25 protein-coding genes, 1 pseudogene and 1 riboswitch are annotated in these 24,109 nt (G+C 65.9%); of the genes and pseudogenes, 15 read left to right on the top strand and 11 right to left on the bottom strand.

Annotation, left to right across the window (positions count from 1 at the left end):
• Nucleotides 1-41: 41 nt before the first annotated feature.
• On the top strand, nucleotides 42-1,445 hold the full coding sequence (locus AADZ55_RS19465) for a FadD3 family acyl-CoA ligase (protein WP_119185016.1): 1,404 nt from the start codon (nucleotides 42-44) through the stop codon (nucleotides 1,443-1,445).
• Nucleotides 1,442-2,080, top strand: a complete 639-nt coding sequence (locus AADZ55_RS19460) for a fatty-acid--CoA ligase (protein WP_085325805.1) — start codon at nucleotides 1,442-1,444, stop codon at nucleotides 2,078-2,080. Before AADZ55_RS19465 ends, AADZ55_RS19460 begins: the two co-directional genes overlap by 4 nt.
• A 31-nt stretch (nucleotides 2,081-2,111) precedes the next feature.
• On the opposite strand, the gene AADZ55_RS19455 is transcribed toward AADZ55_RS19460, so the two are convergent.
• Nucleotides 2,112-3,803 carry an alpha-keto acid decarboxylase family protein gene (locus tag AADZ55_RS19455; protein ID WP_085325806.1) on the bottom strand — a complete coding sequence of 564 codons (1,692 nt, stop codon included), beginning with the start codon at nucleotides 3,801-3,803 and terminating at the stop codon, nucleotides 2,112-2,114.
• A 64-nt stretch (nucleotides 3,804-3,867) separates the two neighbouring features.
• On the opposite strand from AADZ55_RS19455, the gene AADZ55_RS19450 reads away from it, so the two are divergent.
• From AADZ55_RS19450 to AADZ55_RS19435, 4 genes are read left to right on the top strand one after another with little or no spacing between them, the layout of a single operon-like run.
• Nucleotides 3,868-4,311, top strand: coding sequence for an SRPBCC family protein (locus AADZ55_RS19450; protein WP_085325807.1), 444 nt, complete (start codon nucleotides 3,868-3,870; stop codon nucleotides 4,309-4,311).
• Between the two features lie 5 nt (nucleotides 4,312-4,316).
• The gene (locus tag AADZ55_RS19445) at nucleotides 4,317-5,396 is read left to right on the top strand and encodes a CaiB/BaiF CoA transferase family protein (RefSeq protein WP_085325808.1); all 1,080 of its coding nucleotides are present in this window, start codon (nucleotides 4,317-4,319) and stop codon (nucleotides 5,394-5,396) included.
• A gap of 58 nt (nucleotides 5,397-5,454) precedes the next feature.
• Entirely contained in the window at nucleotides 5,455-5,910 is a 456-nt protein-coding gene (locus AADZ55_RS19440) for an SRPBCC family protein (protein WP_085325809.1), read from the top strand.
• Nucleotides 5,911-5,962: 52 nt separating this feature from the next.
• Nucleotides 5,963-6,418, top strand: a complete 456-nt coding sequence (locus AADZ55_RS19435) for an SRPBCC family protein (protein ID WP_119185009.1) — start codon at nucleotides 5,963-5,965, stop codon at nucleotides 6,416-6,418.
• Here the strand turns inward: AADZ55_RS19435 and AADZ55_RS19430 are convergent.
• Nucleotides 6,411-7,604: a pyridoxal phosphate-dependent aminotransferase gene (locus AADZ55_RS19430; RefSeq protein ID WP_085325810.1), complete on the bottom strand. Its 1,194-nt coding sequence runs from the start codon at nucleotides 7,602-7,604 to the stop codon at nucleotides 6,411-6,413. The two genes, AADZ55_RS19435 and AADZ55_RS19430, sit on opposite strands and share 8 nt — an antisense overlap.
• 209 nt (nucleotides 7,605-7,813) lie before the next feature.
• On the opposite strand from AADZ55_RS19430, the gene AADZ55_RS19425 reads away from it, so the two are divergent.
• Nucleotides 7,814-9,025, top strand: coding sequence for an acetyl-CoA C-acetyltransferase (locus AADZ55_RS19425; protein WP_085325811.1), 1,212 nt, complete (start codon nucleotides 7,814-7,816; stop codon nucleotides 9,023-9,025).
• Nucleotides 9,026-9,029: 4 nt separating this feature from the next.
• Nucleotides 9,030-11,174: a 3-hydroxyacyl-CoA dehydrogenase NAD-binding domain-containing protein gene (locus AADZ55_RS19420; protein WP_085325812.1), complete on the top strand. Its 2,145-nt coding sequence runs from the start codon at nucleotides 9,030-9,032 to the stop codon at nucleotides 11,172-11,174.
• A gap of 23 nt (nucleotides 11,175-11,197) precedes the next feature.
• On the opposite strand, the gene AADZ55_RS19415 is transcribed toward AADZ55_RS19420, so the two are convergent.
• Entirely contained in the window at nucleotides 11,198-12,409 is a 1,212-nt protein-coding gene (locus AADZ55_RS19415; protein WP_085325813.1) for an FAD-dependent monooxygenase, read from the bottom strand.
• Nucleotides 12,410-12,487: 78 nt separating this feature from the next.
• On the opposite strand from AADZ55_RS19415, the gene AADZ55_RS19410 reads away from it, so the two are divergent.
• Nucleotides 12,488-13,024 (top strand): TetR/AcrR family transcriptional regulator, encoded by a 537-nt coding sequence (locus AADZ55_RS19410; RefSeq protein WP_085325814.1) that lies wholly within the window; start codon nucleotides 12,488-12,490, stop codon nucleotides 13,022-13,024.
• A 66-nt stretch (nucleotides 13,025-13,090) separates the two neighbouring features.
• Entirely contained in the window at nucleotides 13,091-14,080 is a 990-nt protein-coding gene (locus AADZ55_RS19405) for an LLM class F420-dependent oxidoreductase (RefSeq protein ID WP_085325815.1), read from the top strand.
• Nucleotides 14,081-14,097: 17 nt separating this feature from the next.
• On the opposite strand, the gene AADZ55_RS19400 is transcribed toward AADZ55_RS19405, so the two are convergent.
• The 4 genes and pseudogenes from AADZ55_RS19400 to AADZ55_RS19390 form a co-directional block, all read right to left on the bottom strand.
• On the bottom strand, nucleotides 14,098-14,391 hold the full coding sequence (locus AADZ55_RS19400) for a putative quinol monooxygenase (RefSeq protein ID WP_085325816.1): 294 nt from the start codon (nucleotides 14,389-14,391) through the stop codon (nucleotides 14,098-14,100).
• 111 nt (nucleotides 14,392-14,502) lie between these two features.
• Nucleotides 14,503-16,152 carry a DNA repair helicase XPB gene (locus AADZ55_RS19395; RefSeq protein ID WP_085325817.1) on the bottom strand — a complete coding sequence of 550 codons (1,650 nt, stop codon included), beginning with the start codon at nucleotides 16,150-16,152 and terminating at the stop codon, nucleotides 14,503-14,505.
• Nucleotides 16,149-16,224, bottom strand: a pseudogene (locus AADZ55_RS23630) (16S rRNA (guanine(966)-N(2))-methyltransferase RsmD); the annotation flags it as partial. The gene AADZ55_RS19395 and the pseudogene AADZ55_RS23630, both read right to left, overlap by 4 nt.
• Nucleotides 16,225-16,238: 14 nt before the next feature.
• Complete coding sequence (locus AADZ55_RS19390) at nucleotides 16,239-18,497, bottom strand: helicase-associated domain-containing protein (protein ID WP_085325818.1); 2,259 nt, start codon at nucleotides 18,495-18,497, stop codon at nucleotides 16,239-16,241.
• A 68-nt stretch (nucleotides 18,498-18,565) separates the two neighbouring features.
• Between AADZ55_RS19390 and AADZ55_RS19385 the strand changes: the two genes are divergently transcribed.
• Genes AADZ55_RS19385 through AADZ55_RS19370 form a run of 4 tightly spaced genes read left to right on the top strand, consistent with a single transcriptional unit; the run spans nucleotide 18,566 to nucleotide 20,180 of the window.
• The gene (locus AADZ55_RS19385; protein WP_085325831.1) at nucleotides 18,566-18,766 is read left to right on the top strand and encodes a hypothetical protein; all 201 of its coding nucleotides are present in this window, start codon (nucleotides 18,566-18,568) and stop codon (nucleotides 18,764-18,766) included.
• 9 nt (nucleotides 18,767-18,775) lie between these two features.
• The gene (gene moaC / locus AADZ55_RS19380; RefSeq protein WP_085325819.1) at nucleotides 18,776-19,279 is read left to right on the top strand and encodes a cyclic pyranopterin monophosphate synthase MoaC; all 504 of its coding nucleotides are present in this window, start codon (nucleotides 18,776-18,778) and stop codon (nucleotides 19,277-19,279) included.
• Nucleotides 19,276-19,758 (top strand): MogA/MoaB family molybdenum cofactor biosynthesis protein, encoded by a 483-nt coding sequence (locus AADZ55_RS19375; protein WP_085325820.1) that lies wholly within the window; start codon nucleotides 19,276-19,278, stop codon nucleotides 19,756-19,758. Before moaC ends, AADZ55_RS19375 begins: the two co-directional genes overlap by 4 nt.
• Nucleotides 19,755-20,180 (top strand): molybdenum cofactor biosynthesis protein MoaE, encoded by a 426-nt coding sequence (locus AADZ55_RS19370; RefSeq protein ID WP_085325821.1) that lies wholly within the window; start codon nucleotides 19,755-19,757, stop codon nucleotides 20,178-20,180. The genes AADZ55_RS19375 and AADZ55_RS19370 overlap by 4 nt, the downstream gene beginning before the upstream one ends.
• Before the next feature lie 18 nt (nucleotides 20,181-20,198).
• Here the strand turns inward: AADZ55_RS19370 and AADZ55_RS19365 are convergent, their stop codons facing one another.
• From AADZ55_RS19365 to AADZ55_RS19350, 4 genes are all read right to left on the bottom strand, one after another.
• Nucleotides 20,199-21,281, bottom strand: coding sequence for a transglycosylase family protein (locus AADZ55_RS19365; protein ID WP_341286228.1), 1,083 nt, complete (start codon nucleotides 21,279-21,281; stop codon nucleotides 20,199-20,201).
• Nucleotides 21,282-21,290: 9 nt separating this feature from the next.
• Nucleotides 21,291-21,467, bottom strand: a riboswitch (cyclic di-AMP (ydaO/yuaA leader).
• 247 nt (nucleotides 21,468-21,714) lie between these two features.
• Complete coding sequence (locus AADZ55_RS19360) at nucleotides 21,715-21,993, bottom strand: MoaD/ThiS family protein (RefSeq protein WP_085326494.1); 279 nt, start codon at nucleotides 21,991-21,993, stop codon at nucleotides 21,715-21,717.
• A gap of 4 nt (nucleotides 21,994-21,997) precedes the next feature.
• Nucleotides 21,998-23,080: a GTP 3',8-cyclase MoaA gene (gene moaA, locus AADZ55_RS19355; protein ID WP_085326486.1), complete on the bottom strand. Its 1,083-nt coding sequence runs from the start codon at nucleotides 23,078-23,080 to the stop codon at nucleotides 21,998-22,000.
• Nucleotides 23,077-23,475, bottom strand: coding sequence for a YccF domain-containing protein (locus tag AADZ55_RS19350; RefSeq protein ID WP_085326485.1), 399 nt, complete (start codon nucleotides 23,473-23,475; stop codon nucleotides 23,077-23,079). Before AADZ55_RS19350 ends, moaA begins: the two co-directional genes overlap by 4 nt.
• A gap of 163 nt (nucleotides 23,476-23,638) precedes the next feature.
• On the opposite strand from AADZ55_RS19350, the gene AADZ55_RS19345 reads away from it, so the two are divergent.
• Entirely contained in the window at nucleotides 23,639-24,046 is a 408-nt protein-coding gene (locus AADZ55_RS19345; RefSeq protein ID WP_085326484.1) for a cold-shock protein, read from the top strand.
• Nucleotides 24,047-24,109: the final 63 nt, after the last annotated feature.

The raw sequence follows: 24,109 nt of genomic DNA, 5'->3' as shown, positions 1-24,109 counted from the left end.
ACGGGGAGCCAGGCCACCGCGACTGGACGACCATTCCCGAGATGGTCTTGAGCACGGCTGACCGTTTTGGTGATGCCGAGGCGATCGTCGACGGAGGGTTGCGCTTGAGCTTCACTGAGATTGCAGACCGGATTCGTTGTGCTGCTGGTGCATTCGCGTCGATCGGCATCGAGCGGGGGGACCGGGTCGCCGTCTGGGCACCAAACTGCGCCGAGTGGATGGTCGCCGCGTTCGGGCTGTTGACCGCCGGCGGGGCTGTCGTCCCGGTCAGCACTCGGTTCAAGGCCGCCGAGGCAGCCGACATCATCGTCCGCAGTGGCGCGAAGGCCGTCCTGACTGAAAAGGGCTTTCTCGGTCAGGATTTCGAGGTTCCCATCGATGTGCCGGCCATCGATCTGAAGTCGGACTTTCTGGCCAGCGGTTCGCCGTTTGAGCGACGGGTCAGCGGAACCGACATAGCAGACGTCATCTACACCTCGGGCACCACCGGCCGGCCCAAGGGCGTGATGATGAATCACTCGCAGAATCTGCGGTCCTACGCCGAATGGTGTGACCTCGCCGACCTCCGCCAAGGTGATCGCTATCTTGTCGTCAACCCGTTCTTCCACACCTTCGGCTACAAGGCGGGCTGCATCGCGTCGGCAATACGGGGCGCCACCGTCATCCCGGTCGCCGTCTTCGAGATCAATCGAGTGCTGGATCTAATTGAGCGCGAGCGGGTTACTATGCTGCCCGGGCCGCCGACGCTGTATCAGTCACTGCTGTCGGCGCACGGCGACCACGACCTGTCGTCGTTGCGGGCAGCGGTGATCGGCGCTGCCGACATTCCCGTGGAACTCATTCGCCGGGTGCGCAACGAGCTGCCGTTTCAGTCGATCATGACCGGGTATGGTCTAACCGAAGCGGGTACGGCGACGGCGTCGCGGCGCGGGGATTCCTTCGAGGACATCGCGACGACCGCCGGAACCCCGTGCGACGGGGTCGAGGTGCGCATCGCGGAGGACGGGGAGGTCTTGATCCGCGGGTACAGTGTCATGCAAGGTTATCTCGACGATCCAGTTGCCACCGCGGAGGCGATCGATGACGACGGATGGTTGCACACCGGCGATCTGGGCAGCCTGGATTCCGCCGGCCGGCTGCGGATCGACGGGCGCAAGAAGGACATGTTCATCGTAGGCGGCTTCAACGCCTACCCAGCAGAGATCGAGGGGTATCTGCTGGAGCATCCCGCTGTCGCCCAGGTTGCCGTGATCGGGGTTCCAGATGAGCGCCTCGGCCAAGTGGGTAAGGCCTTCGTGGTGCCGAAAATTGCAGTGTCCGAGGATGATTTGATTGCGTGGTGCCGTGAGCGGATGGCGGGATTCAAGGCCCCACGATTCGTCGAGTTTCTGGATGCGCTGCCACTGAACGCGTCCGGCAAAGTGGTGAAAGAGCAGCTTCGTTGACTGGCGGCGACATACATGCGATGGTGATCGCTTCGGACTATCGTGTCCCCGATCCCAGCAGAGTGTGGCCGCTGCTCGAGCGCAACAAAGCGGCTCTGGCCGATATCGGCGCACACCACGTTCTGGTGTATGCGTCCACCCACGACTATGGCCGTGTCCTGGTGATGATCGGATTACACAGCCGTGAGCCGATCGTGGAATTGCTCCGCTCGCGGGTCTTCTTCGACTGGTTCGACGCTGTGGGCGTCGAAGATATCCCGGCGGTCTTCGCGGGCGAGATCGTCGACCGAATTGCCGCGGTGCCGCCGACGACCCAGTCCACTTCGCAGGCGCCCGGCGTTGTGGTGGCCGCGTTCGCGTCGGTGGACAACGTGTCCATCCTGACCACAGAGATCCGTTCAGCGATGGACCGGTTCACCGCCGCCGGGATTCGAAAAACCTGGGTTTTCCAGGCTTTCGACGATGCGCGCGAGGTTTTGATCCTGCAGGAGTTTCCGGATGAGGAGGGCGCGCGGCAGTGGATCGACCATCCCGACGCCGCAGCCGAATGGATGAGCGGGGCGGGAGTGGGAGCCTACCCTGCGCTGTTCGTCGGCCGGTTCTTCGACTCGATGCGGATCGATACACCCCAGTGAGCGGATCGCGCGACGCCGGCCCAAGCCCGTGTCAGCGATGTCCCGGCGGCGACATAGATCCGACGAGTTGGCCGAGCAGGCGAGGGATCTCGAGTCGCGGCAACACCACCTCAACGAACACCATGCGGTCCCGCTGCTGTGCGGCGGCGGTGAATGCGTCGTCGAGTTGGCCATAGGTTTGGGCCCGGAACGCGAGGTGATTGGCCACCCCCAGCGCGTTGGGGATGTCGGTCCAGTTCCAGCTGACGATGTCGTTGTAAGGGGCTGTCTCGCCGTGGATCGCCCGTTCGACCGTGTAGCCGTCGTTGTTGACCACCACAATCACCGGGGATAGCCCTTCGCGGGAGAAGATGCCGAGTTCCTGCACGGTCAATTGTGCGGCCCCGTCGCCGATCAACAACACCGTTCTGCGGTCCGGATGCGCTACGGCGGCCCCGACCGCCGCGGGTAACGTGTAACCGATTGAGCCCCACAATGGTTGGCCGATGAAGGTGACTCCGTGCGGCAATCGGTGGTCCGCCATGCCGTAGAACGAGGTGCCCTGGTCGGCGAGTACCACGTTCCCGGGTGTGAGCGCTTCACATAGCCGGTCCCACACCATCTGTTGGGTGAGCGGCTCATCGCGCGCCGGTATTGGCACCGGAGGTTCGGCGGCCGGCGCCGTCACCGGTGGTGAACTTATCCCGCGCCGCGACAGGATGGTGGCCAGGGCCTGCAGGGCGGCGCCCATCTCCAGCGGCGCGAACACCTGGTCGGCCACGCTGCTCTGGTATTGCCCGACGTCGATGGTTCGGGCCGGGTCGATCCGCTGGCTGAAGAAGCCGCTGACCATGTCGGTGAACACCACGCCGGCGGTAACCAGCACCGGCGCCTGCTCGATCGCGGCGCGTACTCGTTGGGCGCTGGCGGCTCCGGCATAGATCCCCAGAAAGTTGGGCGAGCTCTCGTCGAGCAAGCTCTTTCCCCACATCAACGTGGCATGCGGTACCACGTCGGCCGCCAACAAAGCCTCGAGCTCTTTGACTGCTTGCAGGCGATGGACCAGCAGGTCGGCGAGCACCGTCAACTGGTGGTCGGCGATCAGCTCGGTGGCGGCCTCGGTGAACAGTGACAGCGCGCGTGGGCTGGTGCCGCCAGCGTAGCGGGGCAGCGGGGAGCCGGGTGGTTCGGTGGGAAAGCGCGCCACGTCGCTGCTGAGCAAGAGGTATCCGGGCCGCTTTTGCTCCCGCACCTCGGACAGCACCCGGTCTATCTCTCTGCAGGCCGTTGCCGGCATGAGATTGGCTTGGGCACAGGTTATTTCGCGGCTGATGCGGAGGAAGTGCTCGAAGTCGCCGTCGCCGAGTGAATGGTGCAGTGCCCGGCGCGTGCCCTGCGCGTCCTTGGTCGGGCCGCCGACGATGTGCACCACGGGCACATGCTCGGCATAGCTGCCCGCGATCGCATTGGTCGCCGAGAGCTCGCCGACGCCGAATGTCGTTACCACCGCTGACATCCCGCGCAGCCGCCCGTACCCGTCGGCGGCGTACCCGGCATTCAGTTCGTTGGCGCTACCCACCCATCGAATCCTCGGGTGGGCCACGATGTGGTCGAGGAACTGCAGGTTGTAGTCGCCGGGAACGCCGAAGATCTCCGAGACGCCGAGTTCGGCGAGGCGGTCGAGCAGGTAGTCACCGACGGTGTAGACGGTATCGGTCGCGGCATCGCTCTCGTGGGGTGTCACCAGGACGACGGTACGCCGGGGCGGAGCTATTCCCGACTGGACGCCGGTTCGCTATCGTGCGGCCATGGCAATCAAGGAGTCGCGCGACATCGTCATCGAAGCAAGTCCCGAGGAGATCCTGGATATCATCGCCGATTTCGAAGCGATGACCGAGTGGTCGCCAGCCCATCAGAGCGTCGAGATACTCGAGACCGGGGACGACGGGTGGCCTAGCAAGGTGAAGATGAAAGTCAAGACCGCGGGCATCACCGACGAACAGGTGGTGGCCTACAGCTGGACCGACCGCTCAGTACGGTGGACGCTGGTCAGCTCCACACAGCAGCGCGCGCAGGATGGAAAGTACGAGTTGATTCCCAAGGGCGACAACACCCTGGTCAAGTTTGAGATTGCCATTGACCCTCAGGTGCCACTGCCCGGCTTCGTGCTGAAACGCGCTATCAAAGGGACGATCGATACCGCGACCGAGGCCCTGCGCAGGCAGGTGCTGAAGGTGAAGAAGGGTCAATAGTCGTCGTGACGACCGGGGGGCCACTGGCCGGGGTGAAGATCATCGAACTCGGCGGCATCGGACCGGGGCCGCACGCCGGGATGGTGCTCGCCGACCTCGGCGCTGACGTGGTGCGGGTGCGCCGCCCCGGTGGCCTCACGATGCCGTCCGAGGACCGCGACCTGCTGCACCGCGGGAAGCGGATCGTCGACCTGGACGTCAAATCGCAGCCGCAGGCGCTGTTGGAGCTGGCCGCCAAGGCCGACGTCCTGTTGGACTGCTTCCGCCCCGGCACCTGCGAGCGCCTAGGCATCGGACCCGACGATTGCGCGTCGGTTAACCCGCGACTGATCTTCGCGCGCATCACCGGTTGGGGACAGGATGGGCCGCTGGCCGCGATGGCGGGTCACGACATCAACTACTTGTCGCAGACCGGTGCGTTGGCCGCGTTTGGCTACGCCGACCGGCCGCCGCTGCCGCCGCTGAACCTGGTTGCCGATTTCGGCGGCGGCTCGATGCTGGTGCTGCTGGGCATCGTGGTCGCGCTCTACGAGCGGGAACATTCGGGGAAAGGGCAGGTCGTCGATGCCGCGATGGTCGACGGGGTCAGCGTGCTGGCCCAGATGATGTGGACCATGAAGGGGATTGGCAGCCTGCGCGACGAGCGCGAATCTTTCCTGCTGGACGGGGGAGCCCCGTTCTACCGCTGCTACGAAACGTCGGACGGCAAGTACATGGCTGTTGGCGCCATCGAGCCGCAATTCTTCGCGGCGTTGTTGAGCGGGCTCGGCCTGTCCGCCGCCGACGTGCCGAGTCAGCTCGACGTCGCCTCCTACCCGCGGATGTATGGCATCTTCGCCGAACGATTCGCCGGCCGGACCCGTGCCGAGTGGACGCGGGTGTTCGCCGGCACCGACGCTTGTGTGACACCGGTGCTCACGTGGAGCGAAGCCGCCACCAACGACCACTTGAGGGCGCGGTCCACGGTGATCACCGCCCATGGCGTCGAGCAGGCGGGGCCCGCGCCGCGATTTTCCCGGACACCCGCCGGCTCGGTCGGGCCGCCGCCGGCCGCAACCACACCGATCGACGAAATCAACTGGTAACCAAAGTAGTTGCCGAACCCCGCCCGCTAACGCTGCCGCATTGCTAGCGTGAACCTTGGTGGCCGTAAAAGCATCGCGGGAATTTGTCATTGACGCGCCCCCGGCAGTGGTCATGGAGGCGCTGGCAGATGTCAGCGTCCTGGCGTCGTGGTCACCGCTGCACAAGCAGGTGGAAGTGATCGACTATTACCCGGATGGTCGGCCGCACCATGTGAAGGCCACCGTCAAGATTTTGGGGCTCGTTGACAAGGAGATCCTCGAATATCACTGGGGCCCGGACTGGGTGTGCTGGGATGCCGATCAGACCTTCCAGCAACATGGACAGCACATCGAGTACACCGTCAAACCCGAGGGTGTCGATAGGGCACGGGTGCGTTTTGACATCACCGTGGAGCCGGCGGGGCCGATCCCCGGTTTCATCGTCAAGCGGGCAAGCGAGCATGTGTTGGATGCCGCGGCGAAGGGGCTCAGGAACTTGATCGCCGATGCCGGCGACAAAGGGAACGCAAAATAGTCGCGACTTGACGGGGCCGCGCACGCCGACCGTGATTGCTAACTTGGTAGCAGTGGCCGTACAAGCGTCGCGCGAAGTCGTCATCGAAGCGCCTCCTGAGGTGATCATGGAGGCGCTCGCCGACATGGAAGCGGTCCCGTCTTGGTCTTCCGTACACAAGCGGGTCGAAGTCGTCGACACTCATCCCGACGGTCGACCGCACCACGTGCGGGTCACCGTCAAGGTGACGGGCATCCTCGACACGGAACTGCTCGAATACCACTGGGGGCCGGACTGGATGGTGTGGGACGCCCAAAAGACCGCTCAACAGCACGGTCAGCACGGCGAATACAACCTGCGTCGTGAGGGTGACGACAAAACCCGGGTGTCATTCACCCTCACGGTGGAACCCTCGGCGCCGCTGCCCGTGTTCTGGGTCAACATCGCCCGCAAGAAGATCCTCCATGCGGCGACGGAGGGACTGCGAATGCGGGTGATGGGCGCCGACGGTTCTCGCCGGGCTAAGTGACCGGTCGGTCTCGAAGCACGGCCAGGCGCCTGATTGCCTCGTCGAGGGTGTCGTCTCGTTTGCAGAAGGTGAAGCGCACCAGGTGATTCCACACCGAGGCTTGTTCTGAGGCCGTCGGATCACAGAACGCCGACATTGGAATGGCCGCCACCCCGGCCCGCTCTGGTAGCGCGGCGCAGAACGAAGTGCTGTCGTCGTATCCCAGCGGGCGCGGGTCGGCGCACAGAAAGTAGGTGCCGTAGCTATCGTGCACTTCGAAGCCGATCTGCATGAGGCCCGATGCCAGACGATCGCGTCTGGCCCGCAACGAGCTGCGAAGTGCCGCCACCCAGGTGTCTTGGGTGTCCAGCGCCATGGCCACCGCCGGCTGGAACGGGGCACCTGCCACGTAGCTCAGGTACTGTTTGGCCGCGCGCAGCCCGGCGATGAGTCCGGCTGGCCCGCAGGCCCATCCCACCTTCCAACCGGTGCAGTTGAACATTTTGGCCGCGCTCGAGATGGTGATCGTGCGCTCGGCCATGCCGTCGAAGCCGGCTAGCGGCAAGTGGCGATGGTTTTCGGGGCCGTCAAATACCAAATGTTCGTAGACCTCGTCGGTGATTACCAAAAGGTTTGCCGTCACCGCGATCTCGGCGATGGCCGCCAGTTCGGTCGCGCTCAGCACCGTGCCGGTCGGGTTGTGCGGCGAATTGACGATTAGCGCCCGGGTCCGGGGGGTAAGCGCACGCCGCAGCGCGTCGGTGTCCAGAGCGAAGCCGCGGCCATCGGGGACCAGCGGCACGGCAACCCGGTGCGCGCCGGCCATCGCCACCACCGGCGAGTAGGAGTCGTAGAACGGCTCGATCAGCAGAACCTCCGAGCCGGGTTCGACTAATCCGAGCACCGCCGAAGCAATGGCCTCGGTGGCGCCGACGGTGACCAGAACTTCGGCGTCGGGGTCGTACTCGATACCGAAATGCCGCCGGCGCTGGGCGGCGATGGCCTGCCGCAACGGCGCGATGCCCAAACCCGGCGGGTATTGGTTGACGCCGCTAGCGATGGCGTCTTGCGCGGCCTTGAGCATCACCGGCGGGCCGTCTTCGTCGGGAAAGCCCTGCCCAAGGTTGACCGCACCCACCCGCGCGGCCAGGGCCGACATTTCGGGGAACACCGTGGTTGAGTACGGCCGCAGTCGCGACACCGTCATGGTGGACGAGCCTAGGCTGCGGTGGTGGATCGAGCGTCAGGCCAGGGTGACCTCGCGGGCGCTGCCGTCACGCTGGCGTGACGCTCGGCGCGGCTGACCAGCGAAGCGCCGCCCAACCAACAGGTTGGCCGATGCCCCTGTTAGTGTGCCTTTACTGGACCTAGTCTTTAAGACGGATCTAAACCCCCTTTTGCGAACAGGAAGTCGACATGTCCGAAGAAGCTTTCATCTACGAGGCCATCCGCACGCCGCGTGGCAAGCAGAAGAACGGATCGTTGCACGAAGTCAAGCCGTTGAGTCTGGTCGTCGGGCTGATCGACGAGTTGCGCAAGCGCCATCCCGACCTCGACGAAAACCTGATTAGCGACGTCATCCTGGGGTGCGTCTCACCGGTTGGTGACCAAGGCGGCGACATCGCCCGCGCCGCGGTGCTGGCCTCGGGCATGCCGGTTACCTCTGGGGGGGTGCAGCTCAACCGGTTCTGCGCCTCGGGCCTGGAGGCCGTGAACACCGCCGCGCAGAAGGTGCGCTCCGGCTGGGATGACATGGTGCTGGCCGGCGGTGTGGAGTCGATGAGCCGGGTGCCGATGGGAGCCGACGGCGGCGCGATGGGCCTGGACCCGGCGACCAACTACGACGTCATGTTCGTCCCGCAGGGCATCGGCGCCGACCTGATCGCCACCACCGAGGGCTTCTCCCGCGACGACGTCGACGCCTACGCGTTGCGCAGCCAGGAGAAGGCCGCCGCGGCGTGGTCGGGCGGCTACTTCGCCAAATCCGTGGTGCCGGTCCGGGACCAGAACGGCCTGCTGATTCTCGACCACGACGAGCACATGCGGCCCGAAACCACCAAGGAAGGGCTGGGCAAGCTGAAGCCGGCCTTCGAGGGCCTGGCGGCGTTGGGCGGTTTCGATGACGTCGCGCTGCAGAAGTACCACTGGGTCGAAAAGATCAACCACGTCCACACCGGCGGCAACAGCTCCGGCATTGTCGACGGCGCCGCCCTGGTCATGATCGGTTCGGAGGCGGCTGGCAAGTCACAGGGCTTGACCCCGCGGGCGCGCATCGTGGCCACCGCCACCAGCGGGGCCGACCCGGTGATCATGCTGACTGGCCCGACGCCCGCCACCCGCAAGGTGCTCGACCGTGCCGGCTTGACCGTTGACGACATCGACCTGTTCGAGCTCAACGAGGCGTTCGCCTCGGTGGTGCTGAAGTTCCAGAGGGACCTCGACATTCCCGACGAGAAGCTCAACGTCAATGGCGGTGCCATCGCGATGGGCCACCCGCTGGGTGCCACCGGCGCGATGATCCTCGGCACCATGGTCGACGAGCTGGAGCGTCGCAACGCCCGGCGCGCGCTGGTCACGCTCTGTATTGGCGGCGGCATGGGTGTCGCGACGATCATCGAAAGGGTTTAATCACATGGTCGACAACACAATTGCGTGGGACAAGGATGCCGACGGCATCGTCACGTTGACCCTGGACGACCCCTCCGGGTCGGCCAACGTCATGAACGAGGCCTACATCGAGTCAATGGGCAAGGCCGTGGATCGGCTTGTCGCGGAAAAGGATTCGATCACTGGCGTAGTGATCACCAGCGCGAAGAAGACATTCTTCGCCGGCGGTGATCTAACCGCGATGATCCAGGCCGGGCCCGAGGACGCCGGCCAGTCCTTCGACACCGTCGAGACGGTCAAGAAGCAGCTTCGCACCCTGGAGACGCTGGGTAAGCCGGTCGTCGCCGCCATCAATGGGGCCGCGCTGGGTGGCGGCTTGGAGATCGCGCTGGCCTGCCATCACCGCATCGCCGCCGACGTCAAGGGCAGCCAGCTCGGACTGCCCGAAGTGACGTTGGGGTTGTTGCCCGGCGGTGGCGGGGTGACCCGCACGGTGCGGATGCTCGGTATCCAGAACGCCTTCGTGTCCGTCCTGGCGCAGGGCACCCGGTTCAAGCCGGCCAAGGCCAAGGACATGGGGCTGGTCGACGAGGTTTTGCCGACGGTCGAGGAGTTGGTTCCGGCCGCCAAGGCCTGGATCAAGGCCAACCCGGATGCGCACGAGCAGCCATGGGACAAAAAGGGCTACAAGATGCCCGGCGGTACCCCGTCGTCGCCGGCGCTGGCGGCCATCTTGCCGTCGTTTCCGTCGAACCTGCGCAAGCAGCTCAAGGGCGCACCGATGCCCGCGCCGCGGGCCATCCTTGCTGCCGCGGTCGAAGGCGCGCAGGTCGACTTCGACACCGCCACCCGCATCGAGAGCCGCTACTTCGCGCAGCTAGTTACCGGCCAGGTCGCCAAGAACATGATCCAGGCGTTCTTCTTCGACCTACAGCACATCAATTCGGGCGGATCGCGGCCGGACGGAATCGGCCAGACCCCGATCAAGAAGATCGGTGTGCTCGGGGCCGGCATGATGGGCGCCGGCATCGCCTACGTCTCGGCCAAAGCCGGCTATGACGTGGTGCTCAAAGACGTGAGCGCGGAAGCCGCCGCCAAAGGCAAGGGCTATTCCGAAAGGCTGGAAGCCAAGGCGCTGGAGCGGGGCCGCACCACGCAGGAGCGCAGCGACGCCCTGCTGGCGCGCATTACTCCGACCGCCGACGCCGCCGATTTCAAGGGCGTGGACTTCGTCATCGAAGCCGTCTTCGAGAGCCAGGAACTCAAGCACAAGGTGTTCGGTGAGATCGAAGACATCGTCGAGTCCAACGCGATCCTCGGGTCCAACACCTCGACGCTGCCGATCACCGGTCTGGCGACCGGGGTCAAGCGGCAGGAGGACTTCATCGGAATCCACTTCTTCTCGCCGGTCGACAAGATGCCGCTGGTCGAGATCATCAAGGGCGAGAAGACATCCGACGAGGCACTGGCGCGCGTGTTCGACTACACCCTGGCTATCGGCAAGACCCCGATCGTGGTCAACGACAGCCGTGGCTTCTTCACCTCCCGCGTCATCGGCACCTTCGTTAACGAGGCGCTGGCGATGCTCGGCGAGGGTGTCCAGCCGGCCAGCATCGAGCAAGCCGGTTCGCAGGCCGGCTACCCGGCGCCGCCGTTGCAGCTATCCGATGAGCTCAACCTGGAGCTGATGCACAAGATCGCCGTCGCCACCCGCAAGGGTGTCGAGGATGCCGGCGGCACCTACGAGCCGCATCCGGCCGAAGCCGTCGTCGAGAAGATGATCGAGTGCGGTCGGTCCGGCCGGGCGAAGGGCGCCGGCTTCTACGAGTACCCCGACGGCAAGCGCGCCGGGCTGTGGCCGGGACTGCGCGAGGCGTTCAAGTCGGGCAGCTCGCAGCCGCCGCTGCAGGACATGATCGACCGGATGCTGTTCGCCGAGGCGCTGGAAACCCAGAAGTGCCTCGATGAGAACGTGTTGACGTCTACGGCCGACGCCAATATCGGGTCGATCATGGGCATCGGTTTCCCGCCGTGGACCGGTGGCAGCGCGCAATTCATCGTCGGTTACCAGGGCCCGGCCGGTACGGGTAAGGAAGCCTTTGTGGCCCGGGCCCGTGAGCTGGCCGCCAAATACGGCGACCGGTTTCTGCCGCCGGACTCGTTGAGCTAGCTACTTGGGCGTCTGCTCGCGCCTTAGCGGGGCACCGTCGCGCTGTACTCCTTGTACGGCATCGAATCGTAGAGCCGCGCGCCTCGTGGGTTCATCTTGGCGAGCGCCCTGGTGAGCCCAGAAGGCAGCATGGTGATCAGTTGTGCGCTGCGGGCAATGGCGCATGCTCCGGCTGCGGAGCCGGGGACGATGATCTTGGCCATGGTGCGTGCAAAGGCGCGGCTACGGCGCACGGGATGGGCCATCTGCTGCTCGTAGGCTGCGAAGGCGCGCGGGTAGTCTCCGCCCGCCTGCGCCAACTCGCCCGCGAGTATGTATGCGCCCAGCACCGCGATGCTGGTGCTGCCACCAACCGCGGGCCCGGGGCAGTACCCCGCATCACCGACCAGCGTGACCCGCCCGCGCGACCAGCTGTCGAGTTGCAACTGGGTGATCGAATCGAAGTAGAACGTCGGCGTGCGGTCGAGCTCATCGAGCCAGCCGTCCACCGCCGCGTGCATGCCAGTAAACGCTTCGCGCAGTAGCTCCTTTTGCCGCACGACATCTCGGTAGTGATACTGCAGTTCCGCCTTGCTGCGGAACATGAACAGAGCACGCGCGTCGTCCAACGGCAGGGCCGTGTAGATCCCCGCGAGGCGGCCGGCGCCGACGTGAACGACCATCTCTTGATCGCGGGCGAGCGCTTTCGGCACGGACTGGACTGCCAGGTAGCCGCCGAGGAACTGGGTACGTCCAGCATCGTCACCGAAAACCAGATGCCGAACGTTTGAGTGCAGCCCGTCGGCGCCGACCACGACGTCGAACCTGCTGGGCGCTGCGTGCTCGAAGGTCACTTCACCGTCGGGGGAGACGGCCGTGATGGAGTCGCCGAACAAATACTCGACCTGGTCGCGGCCGGCGTCGTAGTACGCCTCGCTGAGGTCGTCCCGCATGATCTCTACGTGGCGATCCGATACGGCGCCGATGACTTTGGTGTTATCGACGTGGGCCGGCCGCCGGGCGCCTTCGCGATATATCGTCAGCGCGTCGGTCCCGGTGACGAGCGTCTCGATCTTCGGCAGCACGCCCATCATTTCCGAGATCTCCATGGCCGGCCGGAACAGGTCAACGGAGTGGCCACCGGTCTTGCGCAGTGCCGGCGCGCGCTCGACCACGGTGACGTCGAAGCCGTACCGGGAAAGCCAGTAGGCCAGCACGGGACCGGCGATGCTGGCGCCTGAGATCAGAATCCGCATGACAACCTTCTTACTTACTTAACGTTCGGTAAGCATAGCACGGTGTTTACCTATCGGTAAGTCAGTTAGGCTCGTGGAGTGACCAAGCCGCGGTCAGACACCCGACAGCGCATCCAAGAGGTTGCCCGGGAGCTGTTTCTTCGCCAAGGTGTTCAGCGCACCAGCCTGCAGGACATCGCGGACAAGCTCGGGATCACCAAACCCGCGCTGTACTACCACTTCACTTCGCGAGAAGACTTGGTGCGCAGCATCGTGGTGCCGTTGATCGACGAAGGTGAGCGATTCGTTGCCGACCAGGAGAAGCTCGCCGATATCGATATCCGCGAGTTGCTGGAAGGCTACTTCGATTTTCACTACCGGCACCGTCAGGACCTGATGTTGGTGATAACCGAGTTGACGATGCTGGCCGACCTAGGCTTCATTGACACCGTGCTGGCGTGGCGCGAGCGGCTCTGCCGGCTGGTGTTTGGCCCGAAGCCGACGCTCGCGCAAGCCACCCGCGCGGTGGTTGCGTTCGGCGGCTTGCAGGACTGTTCCGTCCAGTTTCGCGATGCGGCCTACGAGGAGTTGCGCAAAACCTCGGTGGCCGCCGCGCTCGCAGCACTGGGCAGGTGAGGGCGCCCCCAACGACCGCGTCGGCCGGCGCCAAGGTTCGGGGTCGCCAAGCTAAAGTCCCAAGTTATGCGATTTGGTCTTTTCATTCCGCAAGGGTGGCGAATGGATCTGGTCGGCATCCAGCCGGCGGAGCACTGGACGGTGATGCGTGACCTGGCCGGCTACGCGGATGGCGCCGCCTGGGACTCGCTGTGGGTCTACGACCATTTCCATACCGTTCCGCTGCCGAGCGGTGAAGCCACGCACGAGGCGTGGTCGCTGATGGCGGCATTCGCGGCGAGCACATCGCGGATCAAGCTCGGTCAGATGTGCACGGCGATGAGCTACCGCAACCCCGTCTACCTGGCCAAGGTGGCGGCCACCGCAGACATCATCTCCCGTGGCCGGATCCAGATGGGTATCGGCGGCGGCTGGTACGAACACGAGTGGCGGGCCTACGGGTATGGGTTCCCGCCGCCCAAGGTGCGATTGGGTCGGCTGGACGAGGGTGTGCAGATCCTGCGGGATGCCTGGCGCGACGGCAAAGTCAGCTTCGACGGTGAGCACTACCAGGTCGACGGCGCGTATGTGGCCCCGAAGCCCTTGCAGGACAATGGCATTCCGCTGTGGATCGCCGGCGGCGGCGAGAAGGTGACGTTGCGTATCGCAGCGAAGTACGCACAGTACACCAACTTCGCGCCGGAGCCCACGGCCTTCGCCCACAAGTCGGAGGTGCTGGCGCAGCACTGTCAAAAGCTGGGTACCGACTTCGACGCCATCGTTCGCTCCGCCAATTTCACCGTCGTCGTCGGGACTTCGGAGGCCGACGTCAAAGACCGGCTACAACGGGTACGTGACCGCCTGGTCGGCTACGTGCCCGAGGCCGTGGCGGACGCGATATTCGCCGGTGGCGGTGGCCCCGATTCGGCGACGGGCACACCGGAACAGGTAATCGAGCGGATGGCGACGATGCGCGACCTCGGGTGCCAGTACGCGATCTGCTATTTCCCAGAGGCCGCCTACGACCGCTCCGGCATCGAGTTGTTCGAACGCGAAGCAATTCCCGCCCTGAGCTAGGCCTAACCCGATGCCCGTTATATGTCAGAAGCGACGTAACGCGTCTTGACCGGAGGCGCGGCGAGCAGTGGAGGCAGCTCCGCCAGTCGGCCTTCGCCGGCACGAAAGCGGCGGTAGGCCTCGTCGTGCTCGACCGTCTCCCAGACTTCGTTGATGATCCAGTGCGCCTCGTCGTCCTGATCGACGAGCACATCGGTACCGAGATTCCCGTCGAACGCGCGGGTATCTTGTAGCGCCCGCCGCATAACATCGCGCGCAGCGGCCACCGCGTCGGGCTTCAGCCTGAGTTCAAGTATCACCGTGACCGGCACAGTCGTCTCCTTAGCTCGGACAAAGAGTCCTGGACATCTCAACACCTCCGTTGCCCGGCGACAGGCGACTCGCGGATAACGGTTGTCGCTTCTGCTCGCCGCGGCCTGACCCTAGATCGCCGGGCCCAGCAGGTCGTCCGCGTCGCGGATGACGTAGCCGTAGCCCTGCTCGGCCAGAAATCGCTGCCGGTGTGCGGCGTACTCGGCGTCCAGGCTGTCGCGGGCCACCACGGAGTAGAAGACGGCACCACCGCCGGCGGACTTGGGCCGCAGTATCCGGCCCAACCGCTGTGCTTCCTCCTGACGTGAGCCGAATGTCCCGGACACCTGCACCGCGATCGAGGCCTCCGGCAAGTCGATCGAGAAGTTGGCCACCTTGGACACCACCAACGTGCAAATCTCGCTGCGGCGGAAGGAGTCGAACAGCGCTTCGCGCTCGGTGGTCCTTGTCGAACCTTGGATCACCGGGGCGTTCAGTTCGGCGCCCAGCTCGTCGAGCTGATCCAGATACGCCCCGATCACCAGGGTCTGCTCGCCGGGGTGCTTGTCTAGAATCGACTTAACCACAGCGATTTTGGTATGCACCGTCGAACACAGCCGATAGCGTTCATCGGGTTCGGCGGTGGCGTACATCATCCGCTCGTTGTCTGTCATCGTGACCCGGACTTCGACGCACTCGGCCGGCGCGATCCAGCCCTGCGCCTCGATGTCCTTCCACGGCGCGTCATAGCGCTTGGGCCCGATCAGAGAAAATACGTCGCCTTCGCGGCCATCCTCGCGGATCAGCGTGGCGGTCAGGCCCAGCCGCCGTTTGGATTGCAGGTCGGCGGTCATGCGGAACACCGGTGCCGGCAGCAGATGCACCTCGTCGTAGATGATCAGTCCCCAGTCGCGGCTGTCGAAGAGTTCCAGATGCCGGTACTCACCTTTGGTGCGGCGGGTGACCATCTGGTATGTCGAGATGGTGACCGGCCGGATTTCCTTACGCTCTCCCGAGTACTCGCCAATCTCGTTCTCGGTCAGCGAGGTGCGTGCGACCAACTCGCGTTTCCATTGCCGTGCGGCGACGATATTGGTGACCAGGATCAGCGTCGTCGCACCGGCCTTGGCCATTGCGGCCGCGCCCACCAGCGTCTTACCGGCGCCGCACGGAAGGACCACCACTCCGGAGCCACCGGCCCAGAACGAGTCCGCGGCGAGCTGCTGGTAATCGCGCAGCGCCCAGCCGTCTTGGTGCAGGCTGATCGGGTGCGCTTCACCATCTACGTAGCCCGCGAGATCCTCAGCGGGCCAACCGATTTTGAGCAGTAGCTGTTTTACCCGGCCGCGCTCGCTGGGGTGGACGACGACCGTGTCATCGTCAATCCGGTCGCCTAGCATCGGTGCGATCTTTTTGTTGCGCAGCACCTCTTCGAGCACCGCGCGATCCAGGCTTACCAGCGTCAGGCCGTGGGCCGGGTGCTTGACCAGTTGCAGCCTGCCGTAACGGGCCATGGTGTCGACGATGTCGACCAGCAGTGGCTGCGGCACCGCGTAGCGGGAGTAGCAGACCAGCGCATCCACGACCTGCTCGGCGTCATGGCCGGCGGCGCGGGCATTCCACAGGGCCAGCGGGGTGATGCGGTAGGTGTGCACGTGTTCCGGTGCGCGTTCCAGCTCGGCAAACGGTGCGATTGCGGCGCGTGCCGCGCCGGCCAGTTCATGGTCCACTTCGAGCAACACCGTTTTGTCGGATTGCACGATCAAGGGGCCTTCAGTCAATGGCGCCGCTCCTTCTCATCGCTTCGTCCCCCGCAAGCGGGCGGTACCCCCCACTGCATCGTCGCCGGCTCGGGTCATGTGATCCATTATCGGTTGTCGGCCGATACCACCGACGTGATGCGGTGGACGGCGAATTCGCGCAGCCGCCCGGACGAAGAGTCGAACCCTACTAGCTGACCGCCCCGTACGGTGATCGGCGCCACCACTCGCTGAGTGGCAACACCGGCGGCGTCGAGGTAGCCGATTACCAGTGTGGCCTGCTCCTTTGCCGCGCGCTGCAACAGCGACATCGTGACCGCCGGGTCGACGCGGATATTGCCGAACGGTGCAGCTGTCACCTTGCGCAGCACCGCCACGACGGCGTTCAGGGTGTCGTTGCTTGGGCGCGGCGGCGGGCGATACGGCCGGCGTCGCTGCGGTGTAGGCACCCGGGCGCCGCGGGTTCGCACGTCGACGATGGCGCCGGTGGAATCTTCGGCGGCCGGGGCAAAACCCGCGCCACGCAACGCAACGAGGACTTCGGATATCTGAGCGGGGGACACCGCCACCGTCGGGGCCAGGGCCCGCAGCTGCAGCCCTTCGGCTTCGGGCGCCGCCACGACCTGGGCCAGTAGCGCCGGGTCCTCGCACCGCACGAACGATGCGGCCATGCCGATCCGAAGCTGGCCGTGCCGGCGCGCGACATCGTCGATAAGATATGTAAGCCCTTGTGGCACAGGTGTTTTTGAGTGATCAGCAAAGAATGCGTGCAACCAGTCGCGGGATTTGCCGACATCGAGCGCATGCCGAATCGACTGCTCGCTGACGCGGTACACCATCGCAGCGCCGGCCGATTCGACCGTGGCGACGGTGGCCAATTCCTCGGCCAGATCGCGCTGCAGTGGCCCCGGCACCACGACGGTCAGGTCGGCTTGCACCAGGAAGTGATCGATGGGCTTGGGCAGCGTCCGTGTCATCGCGCCGACCGCGTCGGCTGGTTCTAAGGCTTCGTCCAACAGTGCGCGGCCAGGGGCGCTGATTGATCCCCGCCCGACCAGACCCAGCGCATGGCCCTCGGCCAGCAGATCTGCGACGGGTGCGGGTTGCAATCGCTTGGCCCAGCGTGGGCGGCGCCAGATCAGTGTCGCCGATGCCCGGGCCGCATCGACACCGGCGCCGGGGGGCAACTCGGCGAGCATGCCCAGCAACAGCCGGCGATCCAGTGGGGCCGCCGTCGAGAACAACGAATCCGACAGGGCGCTATAGGGTTTGGCGTCGGGACCGCGGGTGCCGATCAATGCCGGGCGGCCTGGTAGGTCGAGCCAAGTGCTAGCCAGCAAGTACCACCGTTCGGCGGGCGACGTGAGCGCGAACCGATCGGCGGCTACCGTTGGCGCCCAATAAGGTCCGTCAGCGTGGGGTGGTTCGGGATCGGGCACGCCGCTGGCGATCAGTCCGGCGGCGGCCGCAATCTCGAGGATCAGGCCCAGCCGCGGCTCGTCGATTCCGGTCGCCTTGGCCAGCCGCTTGATTTCACGTACCCCCAGACCGCCGCTGCGAAGCTCGGCTACGGGTGTGACGCCGAGATTTTCGAGTAGTACGTCGAGGTCGCGCAGCAGGTCGATGACGGCTCCGGCCGCCGCGGCGTCGGCGTCGTGGGGGGTGGTGGTCGAAACCACCGGATCGGGCGCGGTCAGCTGCATCGGACCGGGTTGTTCGCCGCGCAGCACCTGTCCGACGTGGCGGGGCAAGATCACCGTTTCGGCATCGATCCGTCGCAGCAGGCCCATCGCCAGCAGCCGCGGCACGGGTCGGTCCGCCGGCGCGCCGGGTGCGGCGTCACGGGTACGTCCCATCGGCGACCCTTGGAGCAGTTTGTCGAGCACGTCGCGTTGCGCTGGGTCCAGGTCGGCGATTAGATCGGTGAGCTCTTCTCCGCAACGCGAGCCTTCCTCGAGCGTGACTTGCCCCGGATGCCACGGCAATGCGGTACCGGCGTCTGCCGCTACCCGGACCGCGGTCTCGCCCCAGGCCAGGGCACGTTGTTTCAGGTCGGCCAGCGCGCTGATCACCTCGGCCTGGGGAGCGCGGTCGTCGATCAGGGCCAGTAGCTTGGCGACCGGCACCGGCGCCGCATCGGCCTGCAGCACCAGCAGCGCGTCAAACACCGCTAGCCGCAGGAAGTCGAGATCGTCGGTGGCCGCCTTGACGGACTGACGGGCCTGTGCTCGTGCGGCCAGCGCGGCGATGCTGCCGGGTGGCGGCTGGGCAAGGTCGGGCCGCAGCTGAAGCAGCTGGATCAGCCGCTCGTCGGGCAAGTCGGTCAGCCAGGACCCCAGTGGGATATCCGGGGTGTGTTCGGTCATTGCTGATCAGCGTAGGCCGGACCAGCCTTGTGCCGCGGGCGGGTGCAAGACCTGTCAGAATGGTTTTCGTGGCTGACATCGCTGAAGGCAACGCGCGCAAGACAAAGTACGTGGACAACGGCTGGCCGACCACCGATCCAGACGATCATGCGGTAAGCGAACTTGTGACCGACCGCACGGGTGCGCTGTCACCCTTCGGTGAAGTGGCGTTCCCGGTGCCCGCGGACGATCTGCCTTACGTTCACCCGGTGACGGTCGTCAACCGGTAGGCCACCGGGATGGCCAGGGCTTCCGGGGCATCCGACTACCGCTCGGGCGAGTTGTCCCACCTCGACGAGCGGGGGGCAGCGCACATGGTCGATATCACCGAGAAGGGAACCACGAGGCGCACCGCAGTTGCCGCGGGCGTCCTGCATACCTCGGCGCGGGTGGTGGCACTGATCTCGACTGGCGGACTGCCCAAAGGCGATGCGCTGGCGACCGCACGGGTGGCGGGAATTCTGGCGGCCAAACACACAAGTGACCTGATCCCGCTGTGTCATCAACTCGCGCTCACCGGAGTGGACGTCGATTTTGCGGTCGGCGAGTCGGAGATCGAGATCACGGCGACGGTACGCAGCACCGACCGGACGGGCGTCGAGATGGAGGCGCTGACCGCCGTCAGCGTGGCCGCCCTGACTCTCTACGACATGATCAAAGCGGTCGACCCGGCCGCGCGCATCGATGACATCCGGGTGCTCCGCAAAGAAGGCGGCCGCAGCGGAACCTGGATACGGAGATGAGCGCCCGATCCGCTCGAATCATCATTGCCTCGACGCGCGCGTCGGCCGGCGTTTATGCCGATGATTGCGGGCCGATTATCGCTGAATGGCTTGGACAGCATGGATTTTCGTCTGTCCAGCCGCAGGTGGTCGCCGATGGGAACCCGGTCGGCGAGGCGCTGCACGACGCGGTCGACGGCGGAGTCGACGTGATCATCACGTCCGGCGGCACCGGCATCTCGCCCACCGATACCACCCCGGAACAGACTGTCGCCGTGCTGGACTACGTCATCCCCGGGTTGGCGGACGCCATCCGCCGCTCAGGTCTGCCCAAGGTGCCGACATCGGTGCTGTCGCGCGGGGTGTGTGGCGTGGCCGGGCGGACTCTGATCGTCAATCTGCCTGGTTCACCCGGCGGTGTACGCGACGGCCTTGGGGTGCTCGCCGAGGTGCTCGACCACGCGCTCGAACAGCTCGCCGGTGAAGATCACCGGCGATGACCCTGGTCCTGCGCGCCGCGCTGACAGACCAACCGATCTTTCTGGCCGAGCACGAGGAGCTAGTGAGCCATCAGTCGGCTGGAGCGATTGTCGGGTTCGTCGGAATGATCCGCGACCATGACGGCGGACGCGGGGTATTGCGGTTGGAGTACTCCGCGCACCCGTCGGCCGCGCAGGTCCTTGCCGATCTGGTGGCTGAGGTCGCCGACGAATCCGGCGGCGTGCGTGCTGTGGCGGCCAGCCACCGGATTGGCATCCTGCAGATCGGAGAGGCCGCCCTGGTGGCAGCCGTCGCCGCCGATCACCGCCGGGCGGCGTTTGCCACCTGCGCACAACTGGTGGAGACCATCAAGGCCCGGCTTCCGGTGTGGAAGCACCAATTCTTCGAGGATGGGACCGAAGAATGGGTGGGTTCTGCCTAAAGAAATGAACGAAGCCGGTCAGCCGATGACGTAGGGCTGCGCGAGTGAGTCCAGCGCATCGTTGCCGTTGACATCCTGGGCTCGAATCGCTTGCCACAGCTTCGTCGTGAAGCCCACGTTCGAGGCCGGGTGTATTTGCCCGGGTGCGTCGGGGACGTCGCCGGGCGGCGGTACGTCAGCCGGTTGGGGTAGCTGCAAGTCGGTGTCAACGACGACCGGGTCGCCTGGAGCCCGAGCGGGCCGATCGCCCGGCGCGGGTGGCGCGTCGACCGGAGCCGGCGGTGCCAGGTCGGTGGGCGGTGCGGGGGGTAGGTCGGCGGGCGCGGGGGGGAGGTCGACGGGCGCGGGGGGGAGGTCGACGGGCGCGGGGGGGAGGTCGACGGGTGCGGGCGGTGCCAGGTCGGTGGGCGGTGCGGGGGGTAGGTCGGCGGGTGCGGGCGGTGCCAGGTCGGTGGGCGGTGCGGGGGGGAGGTCGGCGGGTGCGGGCGGTGCCAGGTCGGTGGGCGGTGCGGGGGGGAGGTCGGCCGGCGCTGCCGGGAGGATCTCACCGGGCGGAGCGGGCCGGTCGTTGGCGGCAAGTTCCACCGGCGGAGCCGGGTCAACGGGCGGCGCAAACGGAGGCGGGGGTGCGGGAGCGTCTGCGGGCGGTGGGGCCAGCGGTGCCGGCTCGCCGTTGACCGCGGGTGCGTCCAGAGGCGCGTCCATCCCTGCCGGAGCGGGAAGAACGTTACGGGGTGTCGCGTTCGACAGCCCGTGGCCGCACACCGGCCAGGCGCCGCGACCCTGGGTCGCCAGCACTCGCTCAGCGACGGCAATTTGCTGCTCCCGGCTGGCCAACTGAGCTGACGGGGCGTACTCGCCGCCGCCATGTGAGGCCCATGTGCCTTGAGTGAACTGCAACCCACCCAGGTAGCCGTTGCCGGTGTTGATCGACCAGTTGCCGCCGGACTCGCAGCGGGCTACCTGATCCCATTCGCCGTCGGTGGCTGCGGCCGCCTGAGCGGCCATGGCGATGCTGCCGCCACCGAGCACTGCGCCGGTAAAGGCGATTTTGGCGACGCTGACGCTGGATGCGGTGGGCTTACGATGGCGTCCACTCATACGTTCGGCAGTTCCTCTCGGTACACGCCTGCGAGGTCAGCTGTCGGGTTCGGGTGGGAGAGGTCACCCGGCCAGCGTCCTACGTCGTCGCCACGACACCGGCTTCACCCCAAGGAGCCGAAAACGGCCCCGGTCCGATCTCGGCGGACCTGGTGGGTCCCCCGCCTCCATCCGCGGGTCGGAATCCCTCGCCTACTGGATGGAGCTCGGCGTGCTAGGCGAGGGAGGGCGCGTCACTCGGGTTGGGTTGACGAGCCTCCGGAGACGCTAGCGGTTCCCGGCAATCCCGTCACGTCTAAGAGCAATCGGCGTTTTCGTCACAATCGCCGGGAAAAGCCCCATGAAAGACGACTGTTTACGCAGGTCAACGCTCTCCGAAATCGAAGCGTATCCGTACCGTTATTATTTCGTTATGTGGGGAAGTTCACACGACTCAGCCACCGGCGAAGGGGGGAAGTACATCAACAGTGCTGCCGGTGGATAACGATGTGGTGTCATCTCGGACGGCAATCCCGTCACGCAGGTAGGAACATCGACTCAACACGGTCGCGAGGCGAGCATTCCGGCCCGACAGGCCGTCGACCAGCTCGGCAACCGTGGCGCCGGATGGCAGCGTGACGATCTCCGACTCGGCACCCGCGGCTGCCCGAGCGGCCGCGAAATATCGGACAACCACCTGAATTTCGGCGGAATCGTTGGGAACTTGCGGCACCGTGCTAGCCACCGATCGCGCTCATCGGGCGGTCGGGCTGAATGAAATCGGGGTCGTTGATGCCGTGGCCGGCGGGCTTGCCCCACATCGCGGTACGCCATGCCGCTTCAATCGCGCCGTCGTCAGCACCGCCGCGCAGCAGGCCGCGCAGATCGGTCTCCTCGGTGGAGAACAGGCAGCTGCGGATCTGGCCATCGGCGGTCAGCCGGGTGCGGTCGCACGTCGAACAGAAGGCGTGCGACACCGAGGCGATGACGCCGAACCTTCCGCTCGGCGCGTTCGGTCCGGCATCGACCAGCCAAAGCTCGGCTGGGGCCGAACCGCGCGGTGCCGGGTCAGGCCGCAGGTTGAAGTGTGGCCGCAGCGCCGCCAGCACGTCGTCAGCACTCAGCGCGGTGTTTCGGCGCCAGTTATGCCCCGCGTCCAGCGGCATCTGCTCGATGACGCGCAGTTGGTAGTCGTGCTGCAGGCAGAACCGCAACAACTCGACGACATCCTCCCTGCCGGTGGTGGGGTCAAGGACGGCATTTACCTTGACGGGTGTCAATCCGGCTTCCTTGGCGGCGGCCAAGCCGGCCAGGACAGCAGCAAGCCGGTCCCGACGGGTGATGGCGGCGAAGTTGGCGCGGTTCACGCTGTCCAGCGAGACGTTGACCCGGTCCAGGCCCGCTTCGGCCAGAGCGCTTGCCCGCCGTGCCAGCCCCACACCGTTTGTGGTCAGCGAGACTTCCGGGCGGGGCCGCAGTCCGGCCGCCGCCGCGACCACCGCTTCGAGATGGCGCGCGAGCAGCGGCTCGCCGCCGGTAAACCGCACGTTGGTGACGCCGAGCCGAGTCACTGCGATATGCATCAGCCTGGCCAGCTCGTCGGGTCGCAGCAGTTGCTCGCTGGGCAGCCAGTCCAGGCCGTCCTCCGGCATGCAATAGCTGCACCGCAAATTGCAGCGGTCCGTCAACGACACCCGCAGGTCGGTTGCGGCTCGCCCGTATGTGTCCAGCAGGGGGCCATCGGTGGGTACTGGCCTGGGGACGGCCTGGCCGCCTGCCAGACGGCGCACCATGGGCACTCCCAGCAGCGTTAGGGTCATGCGGGCACCCGTTTGGCAGGGGCATCGATCGCAACGATGTCCTTGCCGAGCGGCACCAGCGACACCGGGATCAGCTTGAGGTTGGCCAGCGCCAGCGGAATGCCGATGATGGTGATCGCCATCGCCGCGGCGCTCACCAAATGCCCGATCGCCAGCCAGATCCCGAAAAGCAGCACCCAGATGACGTTGCCGATCAAGGCGCCAGTTCCGGCGGTCGGCTTATCGACGATCGTCCGGCCGAATGGCCACAACGCGTACGACGCGATGCGCAGCGCTGCGAAGCCGAACGGGATGGTGATGATGAGCAGGAAGCTGACGAGCGCCGCGAACAAATATCCGACGGCCAGCCAAAGGCCGCCGAACATTAGCCAGATAACGTTCAGGATCAGGCGCATATCTCCTCCTGCGGTAACGCCAGCCTACCCAGTGGCGGGTAAACGGGGGTGCTCGGCGGCCGGCCATCCGAGTAGGATCTGTGATCGTCATCGCGTCCTGCGTAGGCGGGGCGCGTCTTCTGTTGCTGATCCGAGTGACCCGTCAGACAAGCAGGTGAGACCAGTGCCGACCGGCAAGGTGAAGTGGTACGACCCCGACAAGGGGTTCGGCTTCCTGTCGCAGGAGGACGGCGAGGACGTCTACGTTCGTTCCTCGGCGCTGCCCGAAGGTATCGAGGGGCTCAAAGCCGGCCAGCGGGTGGAGTTTGGCATCGCCTCCGGGCGACGCGGGCCGCAAGCATTGAGCCTCAAACTGATCGATCCGCCGCCCAGCCTCTCCCGGACGCGCCGTGAGGCGGCGGCCGAACACAAGCACAGCCCCGATGAGCTGCACGGCATGGTCGAGGACATGATCACGTTGCTGGAAAGCACGGTGCAGCCGGAACTGCGCAAGGGTCGCTATCCGGACCGCAAGACTGCCCGCCGGGTCTCCGAGGTGGTCAAGGCGGTGGCGCGGGAGTTCGAAGCCTAGCTCGTGGTGGTGTGCGACCGAGGGGCACATCGGTCGCGCGACGACTGCTTCGCGGCGTCTTGC

It is taken from the genome of Mycobacterium decipiens, assembly GCF_963853665.1.
GTDB lineage: Bacteria > Actinomycetota > Actinomycetes > Mycobacteriales > Mycobacteriaceae > Mycobacterium > Mycobacterium decipiens.
This window is presented reverse-complemented; position numbering and strand designations above follow the sequence as displayed.